Raw genomic sequence first — 16,896 nt, 5'->3', positions numbered from 1 at the left:
ATCTTGATGCAGGTCAGTTTTCAGAGGACCTTCTTGTCCTCTACCTGGGTGTGATCGGTATCCGGCGGCAGCGGGTGCCCCTTGGCCAGCTCGGCGCGGGTGGCGTCGCGCACCTCGAGGACCTCGAGCCGGTAGCGCAGGGTGCGGCCCGCCAGGGGGTGGTTGGTATCGATCAGTACGCTGTCATCGCGCACCTCCAGCACGGTGACGACCTGAGGGCCGTCGTCGCCGGGGGTCTGGAAGCGCATGCCCGGCGCCAGGTCCGGCACCGGGAAGGCAGCGCGGCCCACTTCCCGAACCAGCGCCTCGTTGCGCAGCCCATAGGCCTCCGCCGGCATCAGGGTCACGGTAAGCTCGGCGCCCGGGGCCTGACCGCCCAGGGCGCGCTCCAGCCCCGGAACGATGTTGTGGTGGCCGTGGAGGTACTCCAGCGGCTGCTGGCGGGCACGGGAGTCGTCCAGCACTTCGCCATCGGCATCGCTGAGCACGTAGTGAAGGGTCACGACCCGCTGGGGGGCGATCGTCATGGCATTCTCCTGCGGGTGAATGAAGGGGAGAGAAGAAAGAACCGCCGTCAGCTTCGCTTCAGTTGAGCGATCGGCATCTCCAGGCGCTGCTGGCGATGCAGCAGGTTGAGCAGCACGATAGCGCGCTCCTCCCCCTTGTGGCTGGCGAAAACGGCCTGGAGCTCCTTGAAGGGGCCCTCGGTGATGGTGACCGCCTCGCCGGCGCGGAAGTAGAGGTTGCGGTCGGTGGTGCTGCGCTCGCTGCCGTGCTCGCGCAGGGTGGCCACCAGACCATCCTCCACCGCCACCGGCATGTCGCCGAAGCCCACCAGCTTGAGCACGCCGCGGGTCGAGCGGATCGGGCGCCAGTTGCTGACCAGCCGGTCGAGGCGAATGAAGAGGTAGTAGGGGAAGAGCGGCTCGCAGACCCACTCGAGCTTGCCGCGGCGCTTCTTCTGCACCTCGAGCACCGGGTGGAACACTTCGTAGCCCTGGTTGGCCAGGTGCTCGGCGGCGCGGAAGGACTCGCCGCCCTTGCACTGGATCACGTACCAGCGGGGGACGGCATCATCGCCGGACTCGAGGGTCGCATCGTTGTCGTTCATGAGACTCCTGTCGGAAAAGGCCGGGAGGCTGGTATCGGTGCGGGCCCTCTGCAACAATCGGCCCGAGAGACAGATTCTACCATCGATGGTGACCGCCTGTGATGGCTCGCCGCCACCCCGGGCGGCTCGCAAGGAGTGCCCTTCCCGATGCCAAGCCCCCTGCCCAGCCCGACGCCGCACCGCAGCTGGCGCGACGCCCTGGCGATCTACCTGCGCGCGCCGGTGATCACCATGCTCTTCCTCGGCTTCTCCGCCGGCCTCCCCTTCCTGCTGGTGTTCTCGACGCTCTCCGCCTGGCTGCGCAGCGACGGCGTGGAGGTGGCGGCCATCGGCTTCTTCTCCTGGGTCGGCATCCTCTACTCGATCAAGTTCTTCTGGGCCCCCGTGGTGGATCGCCTGGCCCTGCCGCTGCTGACCCGCACCTTCGGCCAGCGCCGCGGCTGGATGCTGCTGGCCCAGGCCATGATCGCCGCCGGCCTGGTGGGGCTGGCCAGCCTTGACCCGCAGAACAACCTGGCCCTGGTGGCGGGCTTCGCGCTGCTGGTGGCCTTCGGCTCGGCCACCCAGGACATCGCCATCGACGCCTTTCGCATCGAATCGGCGCCGGACGATATCCAGGCGGCCATGGCCTCCACCTACATCATCGGCTACCGCGGCGGGCTGCTGGCCGCCGGCGCCGGCGCCATGTACGTGGCCTCCTGGCTCTCCTGGGAGGCGGCCTACCTGACCATGGCGGCCCTGGTGGGCATCGGGGTGGTCACCGTGCTGCTGCGCCCGGAGCCCGAGCGCCTCTCGCTCACCACCCAGCTGATCCACGAACCGCGGGTGCGCGCCTTCCTGCGCGCCAGCCGCGGCAAGCCGCGCCAGCTGCGCCGCCTGGGGGCCTGGGTCATCGGCGCCATCGTCTGCCCCTTCACCGACTTCTTCAGCCGCCACCGCCTCAAGGCGCTGTGGCTGCTGGTCTTTATCGCGGTGTTCCGGATCAGCGACCTGGCCATGGCCTCCATGGCCAATCCGCTCTATATCGACATGGGCTTCTCGCTTGCCACCATCGCCAACGTGACCAATGTCTTCGGCATCGCCATGAGCGTGACCGGGGGAATCCTGGGGGGGCTTTTGGTGGCGCGCTACGGCATCGGGCCGATCCTGGTACTGGGGGCGGCCGCCGCCACCCTGACCAACCTGCTCTTCGCGGCCCTGGCCCTGGCCGGCCAGAGCCTGCCCATGCTGGTGATGGCGATCGTCGGCGACAACCTGGCCAACGGCCTGGCCAGCGCGGTCTTTATCGCCTTCCTCTCCAGCCTCACCTCGCGGGCCTATACGGCCACCCAATACGCGCTCTTCTCATCGCTGATGACCCTGCCGGGCAAGTTCCTCAGCGGCTTCGGGGGGGTGGTGGTGGCCGCCGAGGGCTACGCCACCTTCTTCGTGATCGCCACGGCCCTGGGCCTGCCGGCCATCGCGCTGGCGATCTGGATCAGCCGCGACCGCGACCTGGTGCCCGCCCCGCTGCCCCGCGGGGCCTGATCGCCGCCGTCACTCAGCGAGCGGCGCGCTCCGGGTTCGCCTCGAGCCATGCCTGGAGCCAGGCCAGGGCTCCCGGCGTCGTGCGCCACTGATCGCGCATCAGGGTGCGGTACTGCCACGCCTCGGCCCGGGAGCCCGGCTCAACGTCGCCCTCCCCGGCACCGCTGGGAAACCCGGGCCGGGGGGTCTCGGCGCACAGCAGCGCCAGGGCATGGCCGTTGTGCTGCCGTGCCTCGGCCAGCGCCTCGACACCCTCCTCCTGGCGGCCCAGGCGGTAGAGCGCCAGCGCCCTGCCCAGCAGCAGCCCGAGGGCCCCTTCCCCCAGCGGCTCGCCCGCCGGCGGATGGCTGACCGCCAGCGCCTCGGCGTCGCGCCCGTCGCGGAGCAGCTGGTCGAGCACCAGCTCCCGCAGGCCGAGGCTGTCGTGGTCGTCGAGCGCCAGCAGGCGCTCGGCCAGCTGCCGGGAGCGCTGACGCGCGCCGCGCTCCATGCCCACCACCAGGGCCAGGCCCGTGCGCAGCAGCAAGGCATTGTCGGCATCTTCCCAGACCAGGGCACCGGGCCCCTCCGCGGCCACCTGCTCCAGCCAGCGCTCCAGCCGTTCGGCCAGGGGCACGAAGAGGCTGGGGGCCATCCAGGGGAGGCTGCCGAAACGGGTCGTCAGGGCCAGGACCAGCCCCTCCACCACCGCCGGGGCGTCGAGCCACTCGGGGTGGGCGCAGAGTTCGGGCAGCCACTCGCCGGCGACCGGCCAGGGGTCGCCCTCGAGCCCCAGGGAGGCATCACCGGCCGCCTCCACCGGGAAGTGGTCACGCCAGGCCGCCAGCAGCGAGGCCTCCCGTTCGCTCTGCCGGTACTCGAGGCGCCCCTCGGCGCCCCCGGAGACCCGCAGCTTCGGGGCGGTGGGCAGCACCTCCAGCAGGGCCTGCAGCGACGCCAGGGGGCCGGCCAGGTCCTCCTCGGCGTTGAGCAGCTGCTCGGCCAGGGTAGCGCCGGGATTGTCGGCCAGGTCGGCCAGGAACTGCAGCTGGTCGGGGTCAAGCTCGCCCTGGCGGGCCAGCCGCCGGAACCAGAAGCGCGCCCGCTCGGCGGCCTCCTGCTCGTGCCCCTCGTGGAGCAGCAGCATCGCCTCGATATAGGCCAGGGTGGGGGAGTCGGGCAGCGCCTGCTGGGCGCGCACGAAGGCGGCACGGGCGCTGTCCAGGTCGTCGGCGTCCAGGTGCATCAGGCAGAGGCGCTCCAGGGCCACGCCGCGCAGGAAGAGCGGCCCCTGGTCGAGCACGGCGTCGAGCAGGGCCTCGCGCTTGCGGGTGAAGCCGCGCTCCTGGTAGAGGTCGAGGAGGATCTCGAAGGCGGGCTCGGCCTGCTCCGGCAGCCGGGACCAGTCGCCGCGCTCGAAGAGCGACTCGAGGATCTGCTGGGCGCGGCCGCGCTGGCCGGTCTCGGCGGCAATCAGCCCCGCCTCCAGCAGCGCCTGGGCCGGGGCACGCCCGCTGGCCAGGGCCGCCTTGAGGGTGTCGCCCTTCCACTCGCGCAGCGAGAGCATCCACATCAGGTGGCCAGGCACCGGACCGGGCAGGCGCACCGCGCCGCAGCACTGCTTGGTCTTGCGACCGGAGTCGCACCAGCAGGGCTCATTGCGCCCCGGGCGGGCCAGGGGCTCGGCGGCAAAGTCGAGCCGCTCCAGGGGGGTCTGGGACCAGAGCTCAGGCGCCAGGGCCTGGGCCATGGGCAGTTTGCCCCCCACCAGCGACGGCCCCTCCTCCCGGGCCCAGGCCACCAGCGTCGGATAGCGCTCGTCGCGCCGAATCACCTTGAGGGCTCCCGAGGCATACCCCAGCAGCTGTTCGACCCATACCGCCAGCATCGCTCTCTCCACCGTCCGAAAAACGGCCCAGTCTACCAGCCCGCCCGGGCGCTGGGCAGCCGCCTACGCCTAGCCTTTCGCCCAGGCCAGCAGGGGGCGGGTGCGTCCCTGCATGTCGAGCCGGGCGCCCAAACGCACCAGATTCCAGTAGTGGCCGTTGAGGGTCCGCGACAGCAGCAGGGTATCCGCCGGCGGCTGCAGGCGGTCCATGGCGGCCCACACCTTGGGCGTCAGGTCGCGCAGGCGGCGGTGGACCCGCACGTCGCCGAAGTCCTGCTCGCCGGGCGCGAAGAGCGGCGCAACCGCCTCGGCGGACTCCCGGTAGAGCGCCAGCGGTGCCCCCTGCCCCTGGCGCCCGCCCAGCTGCAGCAGCGCCTCATCCATGGCCATGGGATCCTGGGCCAGGGTAGCGTCGAGCAGACGCATCATGGCGCGCAGTCGCGGCTCCGGCACCGGGATCACCGCACCCAGATCGTAGATCACCAGCCGCCCCTGGTCGTCGGCGGCGAAGTTGCCCGCGTGGGGGTCGGCATGGAGCTCGCCGTGGGTAAAGAGCTCCTCGGTGATCCAGTCGGCCAGGACGGTGGCCACGCCCTGGCGCAAGGCATCGTCCGCGCCCTCCAGCTCCCGCAGCGGGGTGCCCGGCACATAGCGCATGGCCAGCACCCGCTCGCCGGAGAGCGCAGGCAGCGGCTCCGGGATCACCAGGCGCTCGAGGTGGGCATACCGGGCCCGGTAGCGGGCCAGCGCCTCGGCCTCGGCACGGTAGTCAAGCTCGCCGCGCAGGCTCGAAGCCAGCTCCTCGAAGAGCGCGTCCAGGCGCGCCTGGGGGACCTTGAACCAGCGCCCCAGACGCATCAGCCGCCGCACCTGGGCGAGATCGCTCTCCAGCACCTCGGCAAGCCCCGGATACTGCACCTTGAGCACCAGGCTCTCGCCGTCGAGGGTCACGGCGCGATGCACCTGTCCCATGGAAGCGCTGGCGAAGGGGCGCTCCTCGATCTCCCGGAAGGTCGCCTCCAGGTCGCCGTAGTGGGCCTCCAGGGTGCGGCGGATCGACGCCCAGGGCATCGGCTCGGCCTGGCGCTGCAGGCGCGCCAGCTCCTCGGCCAGGTCCGGGGGCAGCAGGTCATCCCACTGGGACATGATCTGAGCCAGCTTCATGGCCGGCCCCTTGAGCTCCGAGAGCCCCTCGAAGAGCGCCTCCCCCAGCCCCCGCCAGTCGGCCTGGCCGCCCAGCCGGGTGCGCAGCAGCGCTCCGCCGGTCCTGGCGCCCAGCCCCAGCAGCCGCCTCGTCCTGCCGCGTTCTCGCATGTCAGACTCCCGATGGGTGATGGTCAGCGGTCAATAGTGATACAGGAATTGTACATCATAAGAGCGAAATGACACCTGGCCAATCGGGATCGACACTGGAAGAATCTCCATATCGATGCCGACGAGTCCGCCATGCGCCTGATCATCGCCGAGAAACCCAGTATGGCCCGGGCCATTGCCGCCGCCCTGCCCGGCGCTCCCCGCAAGCAGGAGGGCGCCATCGCGGCGGGGGATACCCTGGTCACCTGGTGCCTGGGCCACCTGCTGGAGCAGGCCCCGCCCGACGCCTACGACCCGGCCCTCAAGCAGTGGCGCCTAGACACCCTGCCGATCCTCCCCGAGCGCTGGAAGCTGACCCCTCGCCCCAAGGCGCGCGGCCAGCTGGCGGTGATCCGCCGGCTGCTCAAGCAGGCCCGGGAGGTGGTCCACGCCGGGGACCCGGACCGGGAGGGGCAGCTGCTGGTCCAGGAGGTGATCGAGCACCTGGGCTGGAAGGGGCCCGTCCTGCGGCTGCTGGTCAGCGACCTCAACCGCCCGGCGGTGCAGCGCGCCCTGGCGCGGCTGGAGGATAACGCCCACTACCGCCCCCTCTACCGGGCCGCCGAGTGCCGCGCCCGGGCCGACTGGCTCTACGGCATCAACCTGACCCGGGCCTGGACCCTCACCGGGCGCCAGGCGGGCCACGACGGCGTGCTCTCGGTGGGCCGGGTGCAGACCCCGGTGCTGGGCCTGGTGGTGCGCCGCGACGCCGAGATTCGCGACTTCACGCCGCGGCCCTTCTTCGTGCTCTGGGCGGACCTCGCCGTGGCCCGGGGCCGCCTGCGCGCCTGGTGGGCTCCCGGCGAGGGCCACCCCCTGGACGACCAGGGCCGACTGCTCGAACGCGAGCCTGCCGCGGCCCTCGCCGAGCGCCTGCCCGGCGCCGAGGGGCGACTCACCGCCCTCGCGACCCAGGAGAAGCGCCAGCCCGCCCCCCTGCCCTATTCGCTCTCGGCGCTGCAGGTGGACGCCGCGCGGCGCTACGGGCTCTCCGCCAAGGCGGTGCTGGATACCTGCCAGGCCCTCTACGAGCGCCACCGGCTGATCACCTACCCCCGTTCCGACTGCCGCTACCTGCCGGAGGAGCACTTCGCCGCCGCCCGGGCCACCCTGGAGGGCGCCTGCCGGGCGGACGACACCCTGAGCCGCTGGCTGGCCGGGGCCGACTTCTCGCGGCGCTCTCGCGCCTGGAACGACAAGCAGGTGGGCGCCCACCATGCCCTCGCCCCCACCGGCCGCCCCATGGAGCCGGCGCGCCTCTCGGCCACCGAGGCCAATGTCTACCGGCTGATCGCCCGCAACGTCCTGGCCCAGTTCTATCCTGCGCTTTCCACCCGGGAGGTGAAGGCGGAGTTCACGATTCTGGACGAGCGCTTCCGCGCCCGAGGGCAGGAGATCCTCGAGGCGGGCTGGAAGCCGCTCTTCACCACCCGGGACGAGGCACCGCCGCTGCCGCCGCTGACCGAGGGCGAGGCGTGCCGGGTCGACGAGACCGGCGTGGAGGACCGCGAGACCCGCCCCCCGGAGCCCTTTACCGACGCCAGCCTGATCAAGGCGATGATGAATATCGCCCGCTACGTGGAGGACCCGGCGGTGCGGCGCACCCTGCGCGAGCACGACGGCCTGGGTACCGAGGCCACCCGGGCCGGCATCATCGAGACCCTGGTGGAGCGTGGCTACCTGGTTCGCCGCGCCAAGGCGCTGCGCGCCACCCGCCTGGGCAGCGCCCTGATCGCCTCGCTGCCCGAGGCCGCCGGACGGCCGGAGCGCACCGCCCTCTGGGAGCAGCGCCTCTCGGCCATCGCCGAGGCGACGGCCGAACCGGCCCCCTTTCTTGCCGAGCTGGTGGAGGACCTGCGCCGGCTGCTGGCCCACGCCGACGCCGCCGGGCTGCGCCGGTCCCTGGCCGAGGCCCGGGGCGAAGAAGCGGCCGCGGCCTCGACGGCTCGCAGCGCCAGCCGTTCGGGGCGCACTCGCTCCGGCAGCGCCCGCAGCGGGCGAACCGCAGGCCAGAACCCCAGGGGCAAGCGTCGCCCCGCTCGCCGCCGGAGCCCCTCATGACCCCTCTGCCCCACCACTGGATCATCGGGCCTGGCGCCCTGGGCCGCCTGATCGGCCTGCGCCTGGCCACGTCGGGCAGCCGCGTCACTCTGGCCGGCCGCCGCCCCCTGCCCGAGCGGCAGACGCTGATCACCCCCGAAGGGACGCGTCTCGACGCCACCCTCTTCACGACCACTCTGGCCAACCTGGCAGGCACCCCCGACGTCGTGCACCTGACCACCAAGGCCTACGGCGCCGAGACGGCCCATGCCGCCCTGGCCCCTCGCCTGCCGGCGGGCACCCCCCTGGTGCTGTGGCAGAACGGCTTCGGCTGCCAGCCGCGGCTTACGGCGCGCCACGACGGACCCGTGCTGTGCGCCACCACCACCGAGGGGGCCTTCGTGGAAGGCGACGACCGGGTGGTCCACGCCGGCCACGGCGAGACCCTGATCGGGGACCTCTCCCCCTCGTCGAACGCTGCCCATGGTGAGCTGGCCCGCAGGCTGGCGTCCGCGCTGACCCAGGCCGGCCTGCCGGCGCGGGCGGTGGACGATATCCGCCGGCGACTCTGGCAGAAGCTCGCCGTCAACGCCGCCATCAACCCCCTGGTCGCCCGCTTTCGCATCCTCAACGGGGAGCTGCGTGCCCCCCGCTACCGCCCCCTGGTGGAGTCGCTGATCGCGGAGGTGGCCGCCATCCTCGCCGCCGAGGGCATCGACCCGCCCGAGGGCCAGGGAGCGCCGGGCTGGCAGGCCCTGGTGTGGCGGGTCATCGAGGGCACCGCCGGTAACCGCGCCTCCATGCTGCAGGACGTGCTGGCCGCTCGCCCCACCGAACACGAGGCCATCCTCGGCCCCCTGCTGGATGCCGCCGACGCCCACGGGCTCCAGGCCCCGGGACTGGCCGAGCTGGCCGCCTGGCTGCGCCAACGGGAGCTGGCGGGCATCGGGAACTGTTGCTAGGCTACAGGCTTATCCATCACTCGCCCTGCGGCCCCGCCATCTCCGGCCCGGCCGCAGCGCAAGGAAAGGAATCATGAAAACGGGTTCCGCCTTCGCTCTCCTGCTGGCCCTGGCCGTGATGGCCGCAGCTCCCCCGGCCAGCGCCAACGACACGCCCTCCTTCACCGGCCAGGACGCCGAGCTGATGCGCCTCGACAACGGGGTGGTGATCGAGGGGCGCGATATCGAGACCCCGGACGGCTACACCTCCGGCTTTCGGCTTATCGCCGGCTACTCCCCCTTCCGGCTGCCGAGGCTCGACCTCGCCGCGGAGCTCAGCTACCGCGAAAGCGACGAGGTGCCGACCCGCCTGGGCGAGCAGCAGCTCCTGATCAACTCGGTAAGCGTGGGCGGCAGCCTGATGGCCGGGGTGCGCATCGGCCGGCTGGGCCTCTACGCCAAGTCGGGCGTGGCGGGCTGGGAGGGCGACGCCGTGATTCCCCGGGACGCCCTCAATACCGCCGGTACCACCCGCGTCACCGGCCTCGGCGCCCGCCTCCAGTTCGACCGGGTGGTGAGCCGGCTGGAGCTGGAGGAGTTCGACGCCCCGGATATGGCCCACCTCAACCTGCTCACCGCCTCGCTGCATATTCCGTTCTAGGGTTGAGGTATTCCAGTCTGAGAGGTCTCGACACGCTCGAGAAACCCCGCAGGCTAGTGCCCGCGGGGCTCCTTGTCTCTTGCCCCTTGTTCCTCCCGGGAGAAGCCCGGGCCTACCCCGTATTGCGCAGCCCCGCGGCGATGCCCGCCATGGTCACCATCAGCGCCCGGGAGAGATCGGCGCTGATCGCCCCGTCGGCGTCCCGGTTACGCTGCAGCAGCTCTGCCTGGAGGCCGTGGAGCGGGTCGATATAGGGGTTGCGCACCGCGATGGCCTGGCGAATCAGCGGCGTCTTCTCCAGCAGCTCCTCCTGCTCCAGGATCTCCAGCAGCACCTCGTGGAGCTTGCCGAAGCGCTCGCGCAGCCGCTCCCCCAGAGCCTTGAGCGCCGGCTCGTCCACCAGGCGGTGCTCATAGTAGGCGGCGATGCCCACGTCGGCCTTGGCCAGCAGCATCTCCAGCATGTCCAGATAGGTACCGAAGAAGGGCCAGCGGTCACGCATCTCCTGCAGGACCTCGCGGCCGCCCTCCTGCTCCAGGCGCCGAGCGAAGGCCTCGCCGCTGCCCAGCCAGGCCGGCAGCATCAGGCGGATCTGGGTCCAGGCGAAGATCCAGGGAATGGCGCGCAGGGTCTCGACGCCGCCGTCCTGGCGCCGCTTGGTGGGCCTCGAGCCCAGAGGCAGCCGCCCGAGGGAGCCTTCCGGCGTCACCGCTCGGAAGTAGGGCACGAAGTCGGGATCCTCGCGCACCACGCCCACGTAGGCGCGGTGGGCCACCTCGGCCAGGCGGTCCATCTCCTCGCGCCAGTGGGGCTCCGGGTCCGGCGGCGGCAAGAGGGTCGCCTCCAGCACCGCACAGGCGTAGATCTCCATGGAGCGCAGGGCGATCTCCGGCTGGCCGAACTTGAAGCGGATCATCTCGCCCTGCTCGGTGACCCGCAGGCTGCCGTTCACCGAGCCCGGGGGCTGGGAGAGAATCGCCGCGTGGGCGGGGCCGCCGCCGCGACCCACGGTGCCACCGCGGCCGTGGAAGAGGGTCAGGTCGACCCCCTGGCGCCGGCACACCTGCACCAGGGTCTCCTGGGCGCGGTACTGGGCCCAGGCGGCGGCCAGCTGGCCGGCATCCTTGGCGGAGTCCGAGTAGCCGATCATCACCTCCTGGCGGTCGCCGGTCAGCGTCCGGTACCCGGGCAGGGAGAGCAGGCGGTCGATGACGTCGCCGGCGTGGTTGAGGTCATCCAGGGTCTCGAACAGCGGCGCGATGGGCAGCTTGACGTCGCCCCCCACCTCCTTCATCAGCAGCGCCACGGTCAGCACGTCGGAGGGCTGGCCCGCCATGGAGATGATGTAGGTGCCGAGCGCCTCGGCCTGTTCGCTGGCGATGACGCGGAAGGTGTCGATCACCTCCCGGGACTCCGTGGAGCACTCCCAGCGCCGCGGAATCAGCGGCCGCCGGGAGGCGAGCTCCTCGAGCAGGAAGGCCTGGCGCTGCTCCTCGCTCCAGTCGCGATAGTGGCCGAGCCCCAGGCCGTCGGTGAGCTCCTCCATCACCTGGGCGTGGCGGCTCGCCTCCTGACGGATATCGAGCTTGGTCAGGGTCACGCCGAACACCGCCACCCGGCGCAGGGTATCGAGCAGGGCGCCGTTGGCGATGGTGTCGAGGCCCACATCGCACAGCGAGCGGTAGCAGGTGAGCAGCGGCGCGAAGAGCTGGTCGCGGCTCTCGATGATGGGGCCGCCGTCGAAGGGCCTGCCGTCCAGGCACGCCTTGGCCCAGTCCCGGGTCGCCTCGACCCGGGCCAGCAGGCGGCGCAGCAGCTCCCGATAGGGCTCGGCGACCTCCCCGACCTCGGCCTTCAGCGCGCTGTTGGCCTTCCACATGGAGAGCTCGGCCTTGAGCTGCTCGAGGTCGCGCAGGTAGAGATCCGCGGCCATCCAGCGCCCCAGCAGCAGCACCTCCCGGGTGACCCGGGAGGTGACGTTGGGGTTGCCGTCCCGGTCGCCGCCCATCCAGGAGGCGAAGCGGATCGGCGCGGCATCCAGGGGCAGGCGCTCGCCGGCGCTCTCCAGCAGCAGGTTGTCCAGGTCGCGGTGGAAGTCGGGCACCGCCTGCCACAGGGAGTTCTCGATCACCGCGAAGCCCCACTTGGCCTCGTCCACCGGGGTCGGCCGCTCGTGGCGGATCTCGTCGGTGTGCCAGGCCTGGCTGATCAGCTCCTCCAGGCGCCCCTTGGCCCGGGCGCCCCGCTCCGGGTAGTCCGGGGAGGATTCGATGGCGCTCAGGCAGTCGTCGATGGCGTCATACTTCTGAATCAGGGTACGGCGGATGACCTCGGTGGGGTGGGCGGTCAGTACCAGCTCCACGCGCATGCCGGCCAGGGTCTCCACCAGCTTGCGCGGCGTGTTGCCGGCCTGGCGGGCACGGGCCAGCAGCTCGCTGAGCACCGGCTGGCTGCCGGGCCGGTAGTCCTCCACCCGGCGAAAGCGGGCCCGATAGTGCTGCTCGGCGATATTGGCCAGGTTGAGAAACTGGTTGAAGGCCCGGGTCACCGGCAGCAGGTCCTGATCGGGCAGCCGACGCAGGTAGTCGATCAGCTCCCGCTGGCTGCTGCCGTCGCCCTGACGCCCGCGCTTGGCGAAGCCGCGGATGGTCTCGATCTTGTCGACGAAGCCACCCCCCAGGTCGTCGGCGATGGTGCGCCCCAGGCTGTCGCCCAGGATGCGAACGTTGTCGCGCAGGGATTCGTGCAGATCATGGCTCATGGCCGAGAGTCTCCCGGAGTCTTGCCCGCCGCGGCGGGGCATGCAGATGATGGGAATTCCAGACGTTTGGCGGCCTGCCAGTGGCGCTCCATGGCGGCGAGATCGGCCTCGCCCGGGGCCAGCCCGTCGGCCGCCAGCGCCGCCTCCAGGTGGCGGAAGCGGCGCTCGAACTTGGCGTTGGTGGCGCGCAGGCACCGCTCGGGGTCGGCCTTGAGGGTGCGCGCCAGGTTGGTCACCGCAAAGAGCAGGTCGCCCACCTCCTCGACGGCGTGGTCATGGTCGCCGGCGGCCAGCGCCTCCTCGACCTCGTCGAGCTCCTCGCGGATCTTGGCGACCACCCCGCGGGCATCGGGCCAGTCGAAGCCGACCCGGGCGGCGCGCTTGGAGAGCTTGGCGGCCCGGCTGAGGGCCGGCAGGGTGCGGGGCACGTCATCGAGCACCGAGGACAACGCCTCGCCGGACGCCCGGGCGGCGCGCTCCTCGGCCTTGAGACTCTCCCACCGCGAGTGCACCTGGCGGCTCTCGATCTCCTCGGCGCTTACCCCGGGCGGGCGCCGGGAGGCCAGGGTGCCGTCCGGGAACACATGGGGGTGGCGGCGCAGCATCTTGTCGGTCAGCACCTGCACCACGTCGTGGAAGTCGAAGCGCCCCTCCTCCTCGCCAAACCGGGCGTAGTAGACCACCTGGAAGAGCAGGTCGCCGAGCTCGCCGGGCAGCTCCTCCCAGGCGCGGCGCTCGATGGCGTCGGCCACCTCGTAGGCCTCCTCCAGGGTATGGGGCACGATGGAGTCCCACCCCTGCTTGAGGTCCCAGGGGCAGCCCTGCTCGGGGTCGCGCAGCACCGCCATCAGGGTCAGCAGGTCGTCGAGGTCATGGCGATGGCTCATGTGCCCTTCCCCTTGCGCTTGCCCGCCTTGGCACCGCTGCGCAGCCGGCGCACCTCGATGACGTTGGAGAGCTGCTGGATGCGGGAGAAGAGCCGGCCCAGGGTCTCCAGGCCGTCCACCTCGACCGTGATGCGCATGCGGGCGATGCCGTCGTCGGTATCGGTCAGGGTGTTGACCGCCAGCACATTGACCTTCTCGTTGCCGAGCACGCCGGTGACGTCGCGCAGCAGGCCGGAGCGGTCCCAGGCCTGAACCTCGATATTGACCGGATACTGGGTGCGGGCCCGCTCGCCCCACTCCACCTCGATGATGCGCTGGGGCTCCTCCAGGCGCAGCTGCAGGATATTGGGGCACTCCTGGCGATGCACGGTGACGCCGCGCCCCTGGGTGATAAAGCCGACGATGGGCTCGCCGGGCACCGGATGGCAGCAGTTGGCCATGCTGGTCTTGAGGTTGCCCACCCCGAGCACGGTGATATCGCTCTGCCCGCCCTTGCCCGGCGCACGCCTGGGCTTGGCCAGCAGGCGGTCGAGCTGCTCCTGGTCGTCGTTCTCGCCGAACAGCTGCTGGGCCTGGTGCAGCACCTGGCCGATGCGCAGGTCACCGGCCCCCAGCGCCGCATACATGTCGTCGGGGCTCTGGTAGTTGACCTTGCGCGCCAGGGTCTCGAGGTCCATGTCCTCCAGATCGAGGCGCTTCATCTCGCGCTCGAAGAGCGCGCGCCCCTCCTCGAGATTCTGGTCCCGGGCCTGGTGCTTGAACCAGGCCTGGATCTTGGCCCGGGCCCGGCTGGTGCGCACATAGCCGAGGCTCGGGTTGAGCCAGTCGCGGCTGGGCCCCCCCTTGCTGGCGGTGAGGATCTCCACCTGCTGGCCGGTCTTGAGCCGGTAGGTGAGCGGCACGATGCGGCCGTTGACCTTGGCGCCCCGGCAGCGGTGCCCCACCTCGGTGTGCACCCGATAGGCGAAGTCGATGGGGGTCGCGATGCGCGGCAGGTCGATGACGTGACCGTCAGGGGTAAAGACGTAGATGCGGTCCGGCGCGACATCGCTGTTGAGCCCCTCGCTCAGGTCGCCGAGTTCGCCGACCTCCTCCTGCCACTCGAGCACCTGGCGCAGCCAGGCGATCTTCTCCTCGTAGCTGGAGCTCTTGGCCTTGGTGTCGTGGCCCTTGTAGCGCCAGTGGGCGCAGACCCCGAGCTCGGCCTCCTCGTGCATGGCAAAGGTACGGATCTGGATCTCCAGCACCTTGTTCTCGGGGCCGAGCACCGCGGTATGCAGCGACTGGTAGCCGTTCTTCTTGGGGTTGGCGATGTAGTCGTCGAACTCGTTGGGCACGTGGTGCCAGCGGGAGTGCACCAGCCCCAGCACGGTGTAGCAGTCGGCTACCTCGGGCACCAGGATGCGCACCGCCCGAATGTCGTTGACCTGGGAGAAGTCGATGCGCTTGCGCTTCATCTTGCGCCAGATCGAATAGATATGCTTGGCGCGGCCGTCGACGTCATAGCGGGGTATCCCCTGGGCCTCGAGCATGCCCTTGAGGGCATCCACCACCTCGACGATATAGCGGTCGCGGTCGAGGCGCTTCTCGGCCAGCTGGCGGGCGATCGCCTTGTAGTCGTCCTCGTGGAGGTAGCGGAAGGAGAGATCCTCCAGCTCCCACTTGAGATGGCCGATCCCCAGCCGGTGGGCCAGGGGCGCATAGATGTCGAACACCTCCCGTGACACCCTAAGCTGCTTCTCCCGGGGGGCGTCCTTGACCTGACGCAGGGCGCAGGTGCGCTCGGCGATCTTGATCAGCGCCACGCGCACGTCGTCGATCATGGTCACCAGCATCTTGCGCAGGTTGTCCTGCTGGTCGTGCTGGCTCATCTCGTGACTGGGCAGCTGGGTAGTGCTGATCGCCGCCATCTGCAGCACCCCGTCGATCAGCCGGGCCACCTCCTGGCCGAACTGCTTGCCGACCGCCTCGATGCCGACCAGCCCCTCCCGCACGGCCCGGTAGAGCACCGCGGCCTCCAGGGTCGCCTGGTCGAGCTTGAGCTCGCCGAGGATATCGGCCATCTCAAGCCCCATGCGAAAGCTGGAGCCGTCCTGGAGCCAGGCACGATGGGAGCGCCCGGACTCACCCTCCAGCCGCTCGGCCAGCCGGCAGGCCTCACGCATCTCGTCGGGGTCGCGCAGCTTGACGTCCTCCTGCAGCCGCTCGATCCAACGTTCGATGTCGACCTGCCCCGTCGCGGTCAGGGGCTGGTCCTCTCGGACTTTAACCATCGGGTGACGCTCCTTGCCGCCGCTGTCCCTCCCCGGGGAGCTCGAACAGCAGCATCGATTCCAGATGTGAGGTGTGCACGAACATGTCGGCCACAGCAGCGCGCGTGACCCGATATCCCCCATGCACAAGGCGTGCCGCATCCCGCGCCAGGGTGGCCGGATCGCAGGCGACATAGAGCACTCTGGGAACCCGCGCGGCCGCCAGGGCCAGGACCGCCGGCTCGGCGCCCTCTCGAGGCGGGTCCAGCACCACCACCTCGGGCCCCACCTCGTCGAGCAAACGGGCCACCGCTCCCGCCTGCGCCAGGTCGGCCTGACGGGACTCGACCCTCGGGACGCGCGCACCGGCATCGAGCCGCGCACCATGGCGGGCCGCGTTGTCGGCCAGCCGCTCGACCATGGCCGGGCTGCCCTCCACGGCGGTGACCGAGGCGCCGGCCGAGGCCAGCGGCAGGCTGAAGTTGCCCACCCCGGCGAAGAGGTCGAGCAGCGGCGTCCCCTCCAGGTCCGTCAGCCACTGCAGCGCCGTGGTCACCATCTGCCGATTGACCTCGGCGTTGGCCTGCAGGAAATCTCCGGGGGCGAAGCCCAGGGTCAGCTCGCCAGTGGCGGAGGCGTCGGCAGCCGAGGGGACACGACAGCTCAGCGCCGGCGCCGGGGTCAGCCACTCGAGCCTGGGCGACTCGCGACCGACCAGCCAGGCCAGGTGCAGGGCATGGCCGGTGGCGAAGGCCTCCCAGCGGCCGCGATCCTCGCCATGAGGCTTGAGCTGGCGCACCACCAGCACCGGCCCCTGGTCGCTGTCGAGCAGCTCCAGGTGGCCGACCTGACGCGGCGCCGAGAGCGACGCCACCTGCTGGTGCAGCGGCGCCAGCAGCGCGCCCAGCTCGGGCACCAATATGGTGCACTGCTCGATATCCACCAGCCGGTGGCTGTGGCGAGCCCTGAAGCCGAGGTGAACGCCGCCCTCGGCGTCCACCTTGACGCCCAGCCGGGCGCGGCGGCGATAGCCGTCGCTGGCGCCGGCCAGCAGCGCCATCTCGTCCGGCACCTCGACGCCCTGGCGGGCCAGCAGATCCCGCAGCACCGCCTGCTTGTGGCGGCGCTGGGCCGCGACCTCCAGGTGCTGGAGGTCGCAGCCGCCGCAGCGGGCATAGTGGGGACAGGGGGGTTCGGCGCGCTCCGGCGATGCCTCCAGCACCTCGCGCAGGTGGGCCTCGTCGAAGCGCTTGCGGGTGCGGTGCACCGCGACCTCGACCCGCTCGCCGGGCAGAGCCCCCTCCACGAAGAGCGCCTTGCCGGCGGCATCGTGGGCCAGGCCGCGCCCGTCGTGGGCCAGCCGTTCGATGATCACGCCAGCGGTGTCGTCAGCGCCCCCCTGCCGCCCGGGAGCGGACTGCGGCGCCTGGCGCCCCTGGAGGCCCGAGACTCCCGACCGTTCACGGCGCGGCCGCCGCTTGCCCAGCATGGCCATC

The 16,896-nt window shown here is 71.3% G+C and carries 12 protein-coding genes; 4 read left to right on the top strand and 8 right to left on the bottom strand.

From position 1 onward, the window contains the following. Window positions 1-20 precede the first annotated feature (20 nt). Together ACRYRV_RS14475 and rfaH are read right to left on the bottom strand one after the other, a co-directional pair. Window positions 21-527, bottom strand: coding sequence for an FKBP-type peptidyl-prolyl cis-trans isomerase (locus ACRYRV_RS14475; protein WP_253443472.1), 507 nt, complete (start codon window positions 525-527; stop codon window positions 21-23). Between the two features lie 47 nt (window positions 528-574). Continuing rightward, the gene (rfaH, locus tag ACRYRV_RS14470; protein ID WP_253443474.1) at window positions 575-1,111 is read right to left on the bottom strand and encodes a transcription/translation regulatory transformer protein RfaH; all 537 of its coding nucleotides are present in this window, start codon (window positions 1,109-1,111) and stop codon (window positions 575-577) included. Window positions 1,112-1,270: 159 nt separating this feature from the next. On the opposite strand from rfaH, the gene ACRYRV_RS14465 reads away from it, so the two are divergent. Next, window positions 1,271-2,638, top strand: a complete 1,368-nt coding sequence (locus ACRYRV_RS14465) for an AmpG family muropeptide MFS transporter (RefSeq protein ID WP_253452162.1) — start codon at window positions 1,271-1,273, stop codon at window positions 2,636-2,638. 13 nt (window positions 2,639-2,651) lie between these two features. Here the strand turns inward: ACRYRV_RS14465 and ACRYRV_RS14460 are convergent, their stop codons facing one another. Beyond that, window positions 2,652-4,505, bottom strand: a complete 1,854-nt coding sequence (locus ACRYRV_RS14460) for an SEC-C metal-binding domain-containing protein (RefSeq protein WP_253443476.1) — start codon at window positions 4,503-4,505, stop codon at window positions 2,652-2,654. Window positions 4,506-4,574: 69 nt separating this feature from the next. Continuing rightward, window positions 4,575-5,819, bottom strand: coding sequence for an ABC1 kinase family protein (locus tag ACRYRV_RS14455; protein WP_309635688.1), 1,245 nt, complete (start codon window positions 5,817-5,819; stop codon window positions 4,575-4,577). A gap of 132 nt (window positions 5,820-5,951) precedes the next feature. On the opposite strand from ACRYRV_RS14455, the gene ACRYRV_RS14450 reads away from it, so the two are divergent. The 3 genes from ACRYRV_RS14450 (at window position 5,952) to ACRYRV_RS14440 (ending at window position 9,500) form a co-directional block, all read left to right on the top strand. After that, window positions 5,952-7,919, top strand: a complete 1,968-nt coding sequence (locus ACRYRV_RS14450; RefSeq protein ID WP_444984681.1) for a DNA topoisomerase III — start codon at window positions 5,952-5,954, stop codon at window positions 7,917-7,919. Then, complete coding sequence (locus ACRYRV_RS14445) at window positions 7,916-8,860, top strand: ketopantoate reductase family protein (RefSeq protein WP_444984683.1); 945 nt, start codon at window positions 7,916-7,918, stop codon at window positions 8,858-8,860. Before ACRYRV_RS14450 ends, ACRYRV_RS14445 begins: the two co-directional genes overlap by 4 nt. Before the next feature lie 73 nt (window positions 8,861-8,933). Beyond that, on the top strand, window positions 8,934-9,500 hold the full coding sequence (locus tag ACRYRV_RS14440) for a hypothetical protein (RefSeq protein ID WP_444984684.1): 567 nt from the start codon (window positions 8,934-8,936) through the stop codon (window positions 9,498-9,500). Window positions 9,501-9,612: 112 nt separating this feature from the next. On the opposite strand, the gene ppc is transcribed toward ACRYRV_RS14440, so the two are convergent. From ppc to ACRYRV_RS14420, 4 genes are read right to left on the bottom strand one after another with little or no spacing between them, the layout of a single operon-like run. After that, window positions 9,613-12,261, bottom strand: coding sequence for a phosphoenolpyruvate carboxylase (gene ppc, locus ACRYRV_RS14435; protein ID WP_444984685.1), 2,649 nt, complete (start codon window positions 12,259-12,261; stop codon window positions 9,613-9,615). Continuing rightward, window positions 12,258-13,148: a nucleoside triphosphate pyrophosphohydrolase gene (mazG, locus tag ACRYRV_RS14430; protein ID WP_253443486.1), complete on the bottom strand. Its 891-nt coding sequence runs from the start codon at window positions 13,146-13,148 to the stop codon at window positions 12,258-12,260. Before mazG ends, ppc begins: the two co-directional genes overlap by 4 nt. Further along, window positions 13,145-15,421, bottom strand: a complete 2,277-nt coding sequence (gene relA, locus ACRYRV_RS14425) for a GTP diphosphokinase (protein ID WP_253443487.1) — start codon at window positions 15,419-15,421, stop codon at window positions 13,145-13,147. The genes mazG and relA overlap by 4 nt, the downstream gene beginning before the upstream one ends. Further along, window positions 15,414-16,895, bottom strand: a complete 1,482-nt coding sequence (locus tag ACRYRV_RS14420) for a TRAM domain-containing protein (protein ID WP_444984686.1) — start codon at window positions 16,893-16,895, stop codon at window positions 15,414-15,416. Before ACRYRV_RS14420 ends, relA begins: the two co-directional genes overlap by 8 nt. Window position 16,896 lies beyond the last annotated feature (1 nt).

This window comes from Halomonas mongoliensis, from assembly GCF_052496345.1.
This window is presented reverse-complemented; position numbering and strand designations above follow the sequence as displayed.

Coding starts and splice junctions, on each gene's coding strand:
- ACRYRV_RS14475 (WP_253443472.1), bottom strand. CDS start 527: ATGACGATCGCCCCCCAGCGGGTCGTGACCCTTCACTACGTGCTCAGC.
- rfaH (WP_253443474.1), bottom strand. CDS start 1,111: ATGAACGACAACGATGCGACCCTCGAGTCCGGCGATGATGCCGTCCCC.
- ACRYRV_RS14460 (WP_253443476.1), bottom strand. CDS start 4,505: ATGCTGGCGGTATGGGTCGAACAGCTGCTGGGGTATGCCTCGGGAGCC.
- ACRYRV_RS14455 (WP_309635688.1), bottom strand. CDS start 5,819: ATGCGAGAACGCGGCAGGACGAGGCGGCTGCTGGGGCTGGGCGCCAGG.
- ACRYRV_RS14450 (WP_444984681.1), top strand. CDS start 5,952: ATGCGCCTGATCATCGCCGAGAAACCCAGTATGGCCCGGGCCATTGCC.
- ACRYRV_RS14445 (WP_444984683.1), top strand. CDS start 7,916: ATGACCCCTCTGCCCCACCACTGGATCATCGGGCCTGGCGCCCTGGGC.
- ACRYRV_RS14440 (WP_444984684.1), top strand. CDS start 8,934: ATGAAAACGGGTTCCGCCTTCGCTCTCCTGCTGGCCCTGGCCGTGATG.
- ppc (WP_444984685.1), bottom strand. CDS start 12,261: ATGAGCCATGATCTGCACGAATCCCTGCGCGACAACGTTCGCATCCTG.
- mazG (WP_253443486.1), bottom strand. CDS start 13,148: ATGAGCCATCGCCATGACCTCGACGACCTGCTGACCCTGATGGCGGTG.
- relA (WP_253443487.1), bottom strand. CDS start 15,421: ATGGTTAAAGTCCGAGAGGACCAGCCCCTGACCGCGACGGGGCAGGTC.
- ACRYRV_RS14420 (WP_444984686.1), bottom strand. CDS start 16,895: ATGGCCATGCTGGGCAAGCGGCGGCCGCGCCGTGAACGGTCGGGAGTC.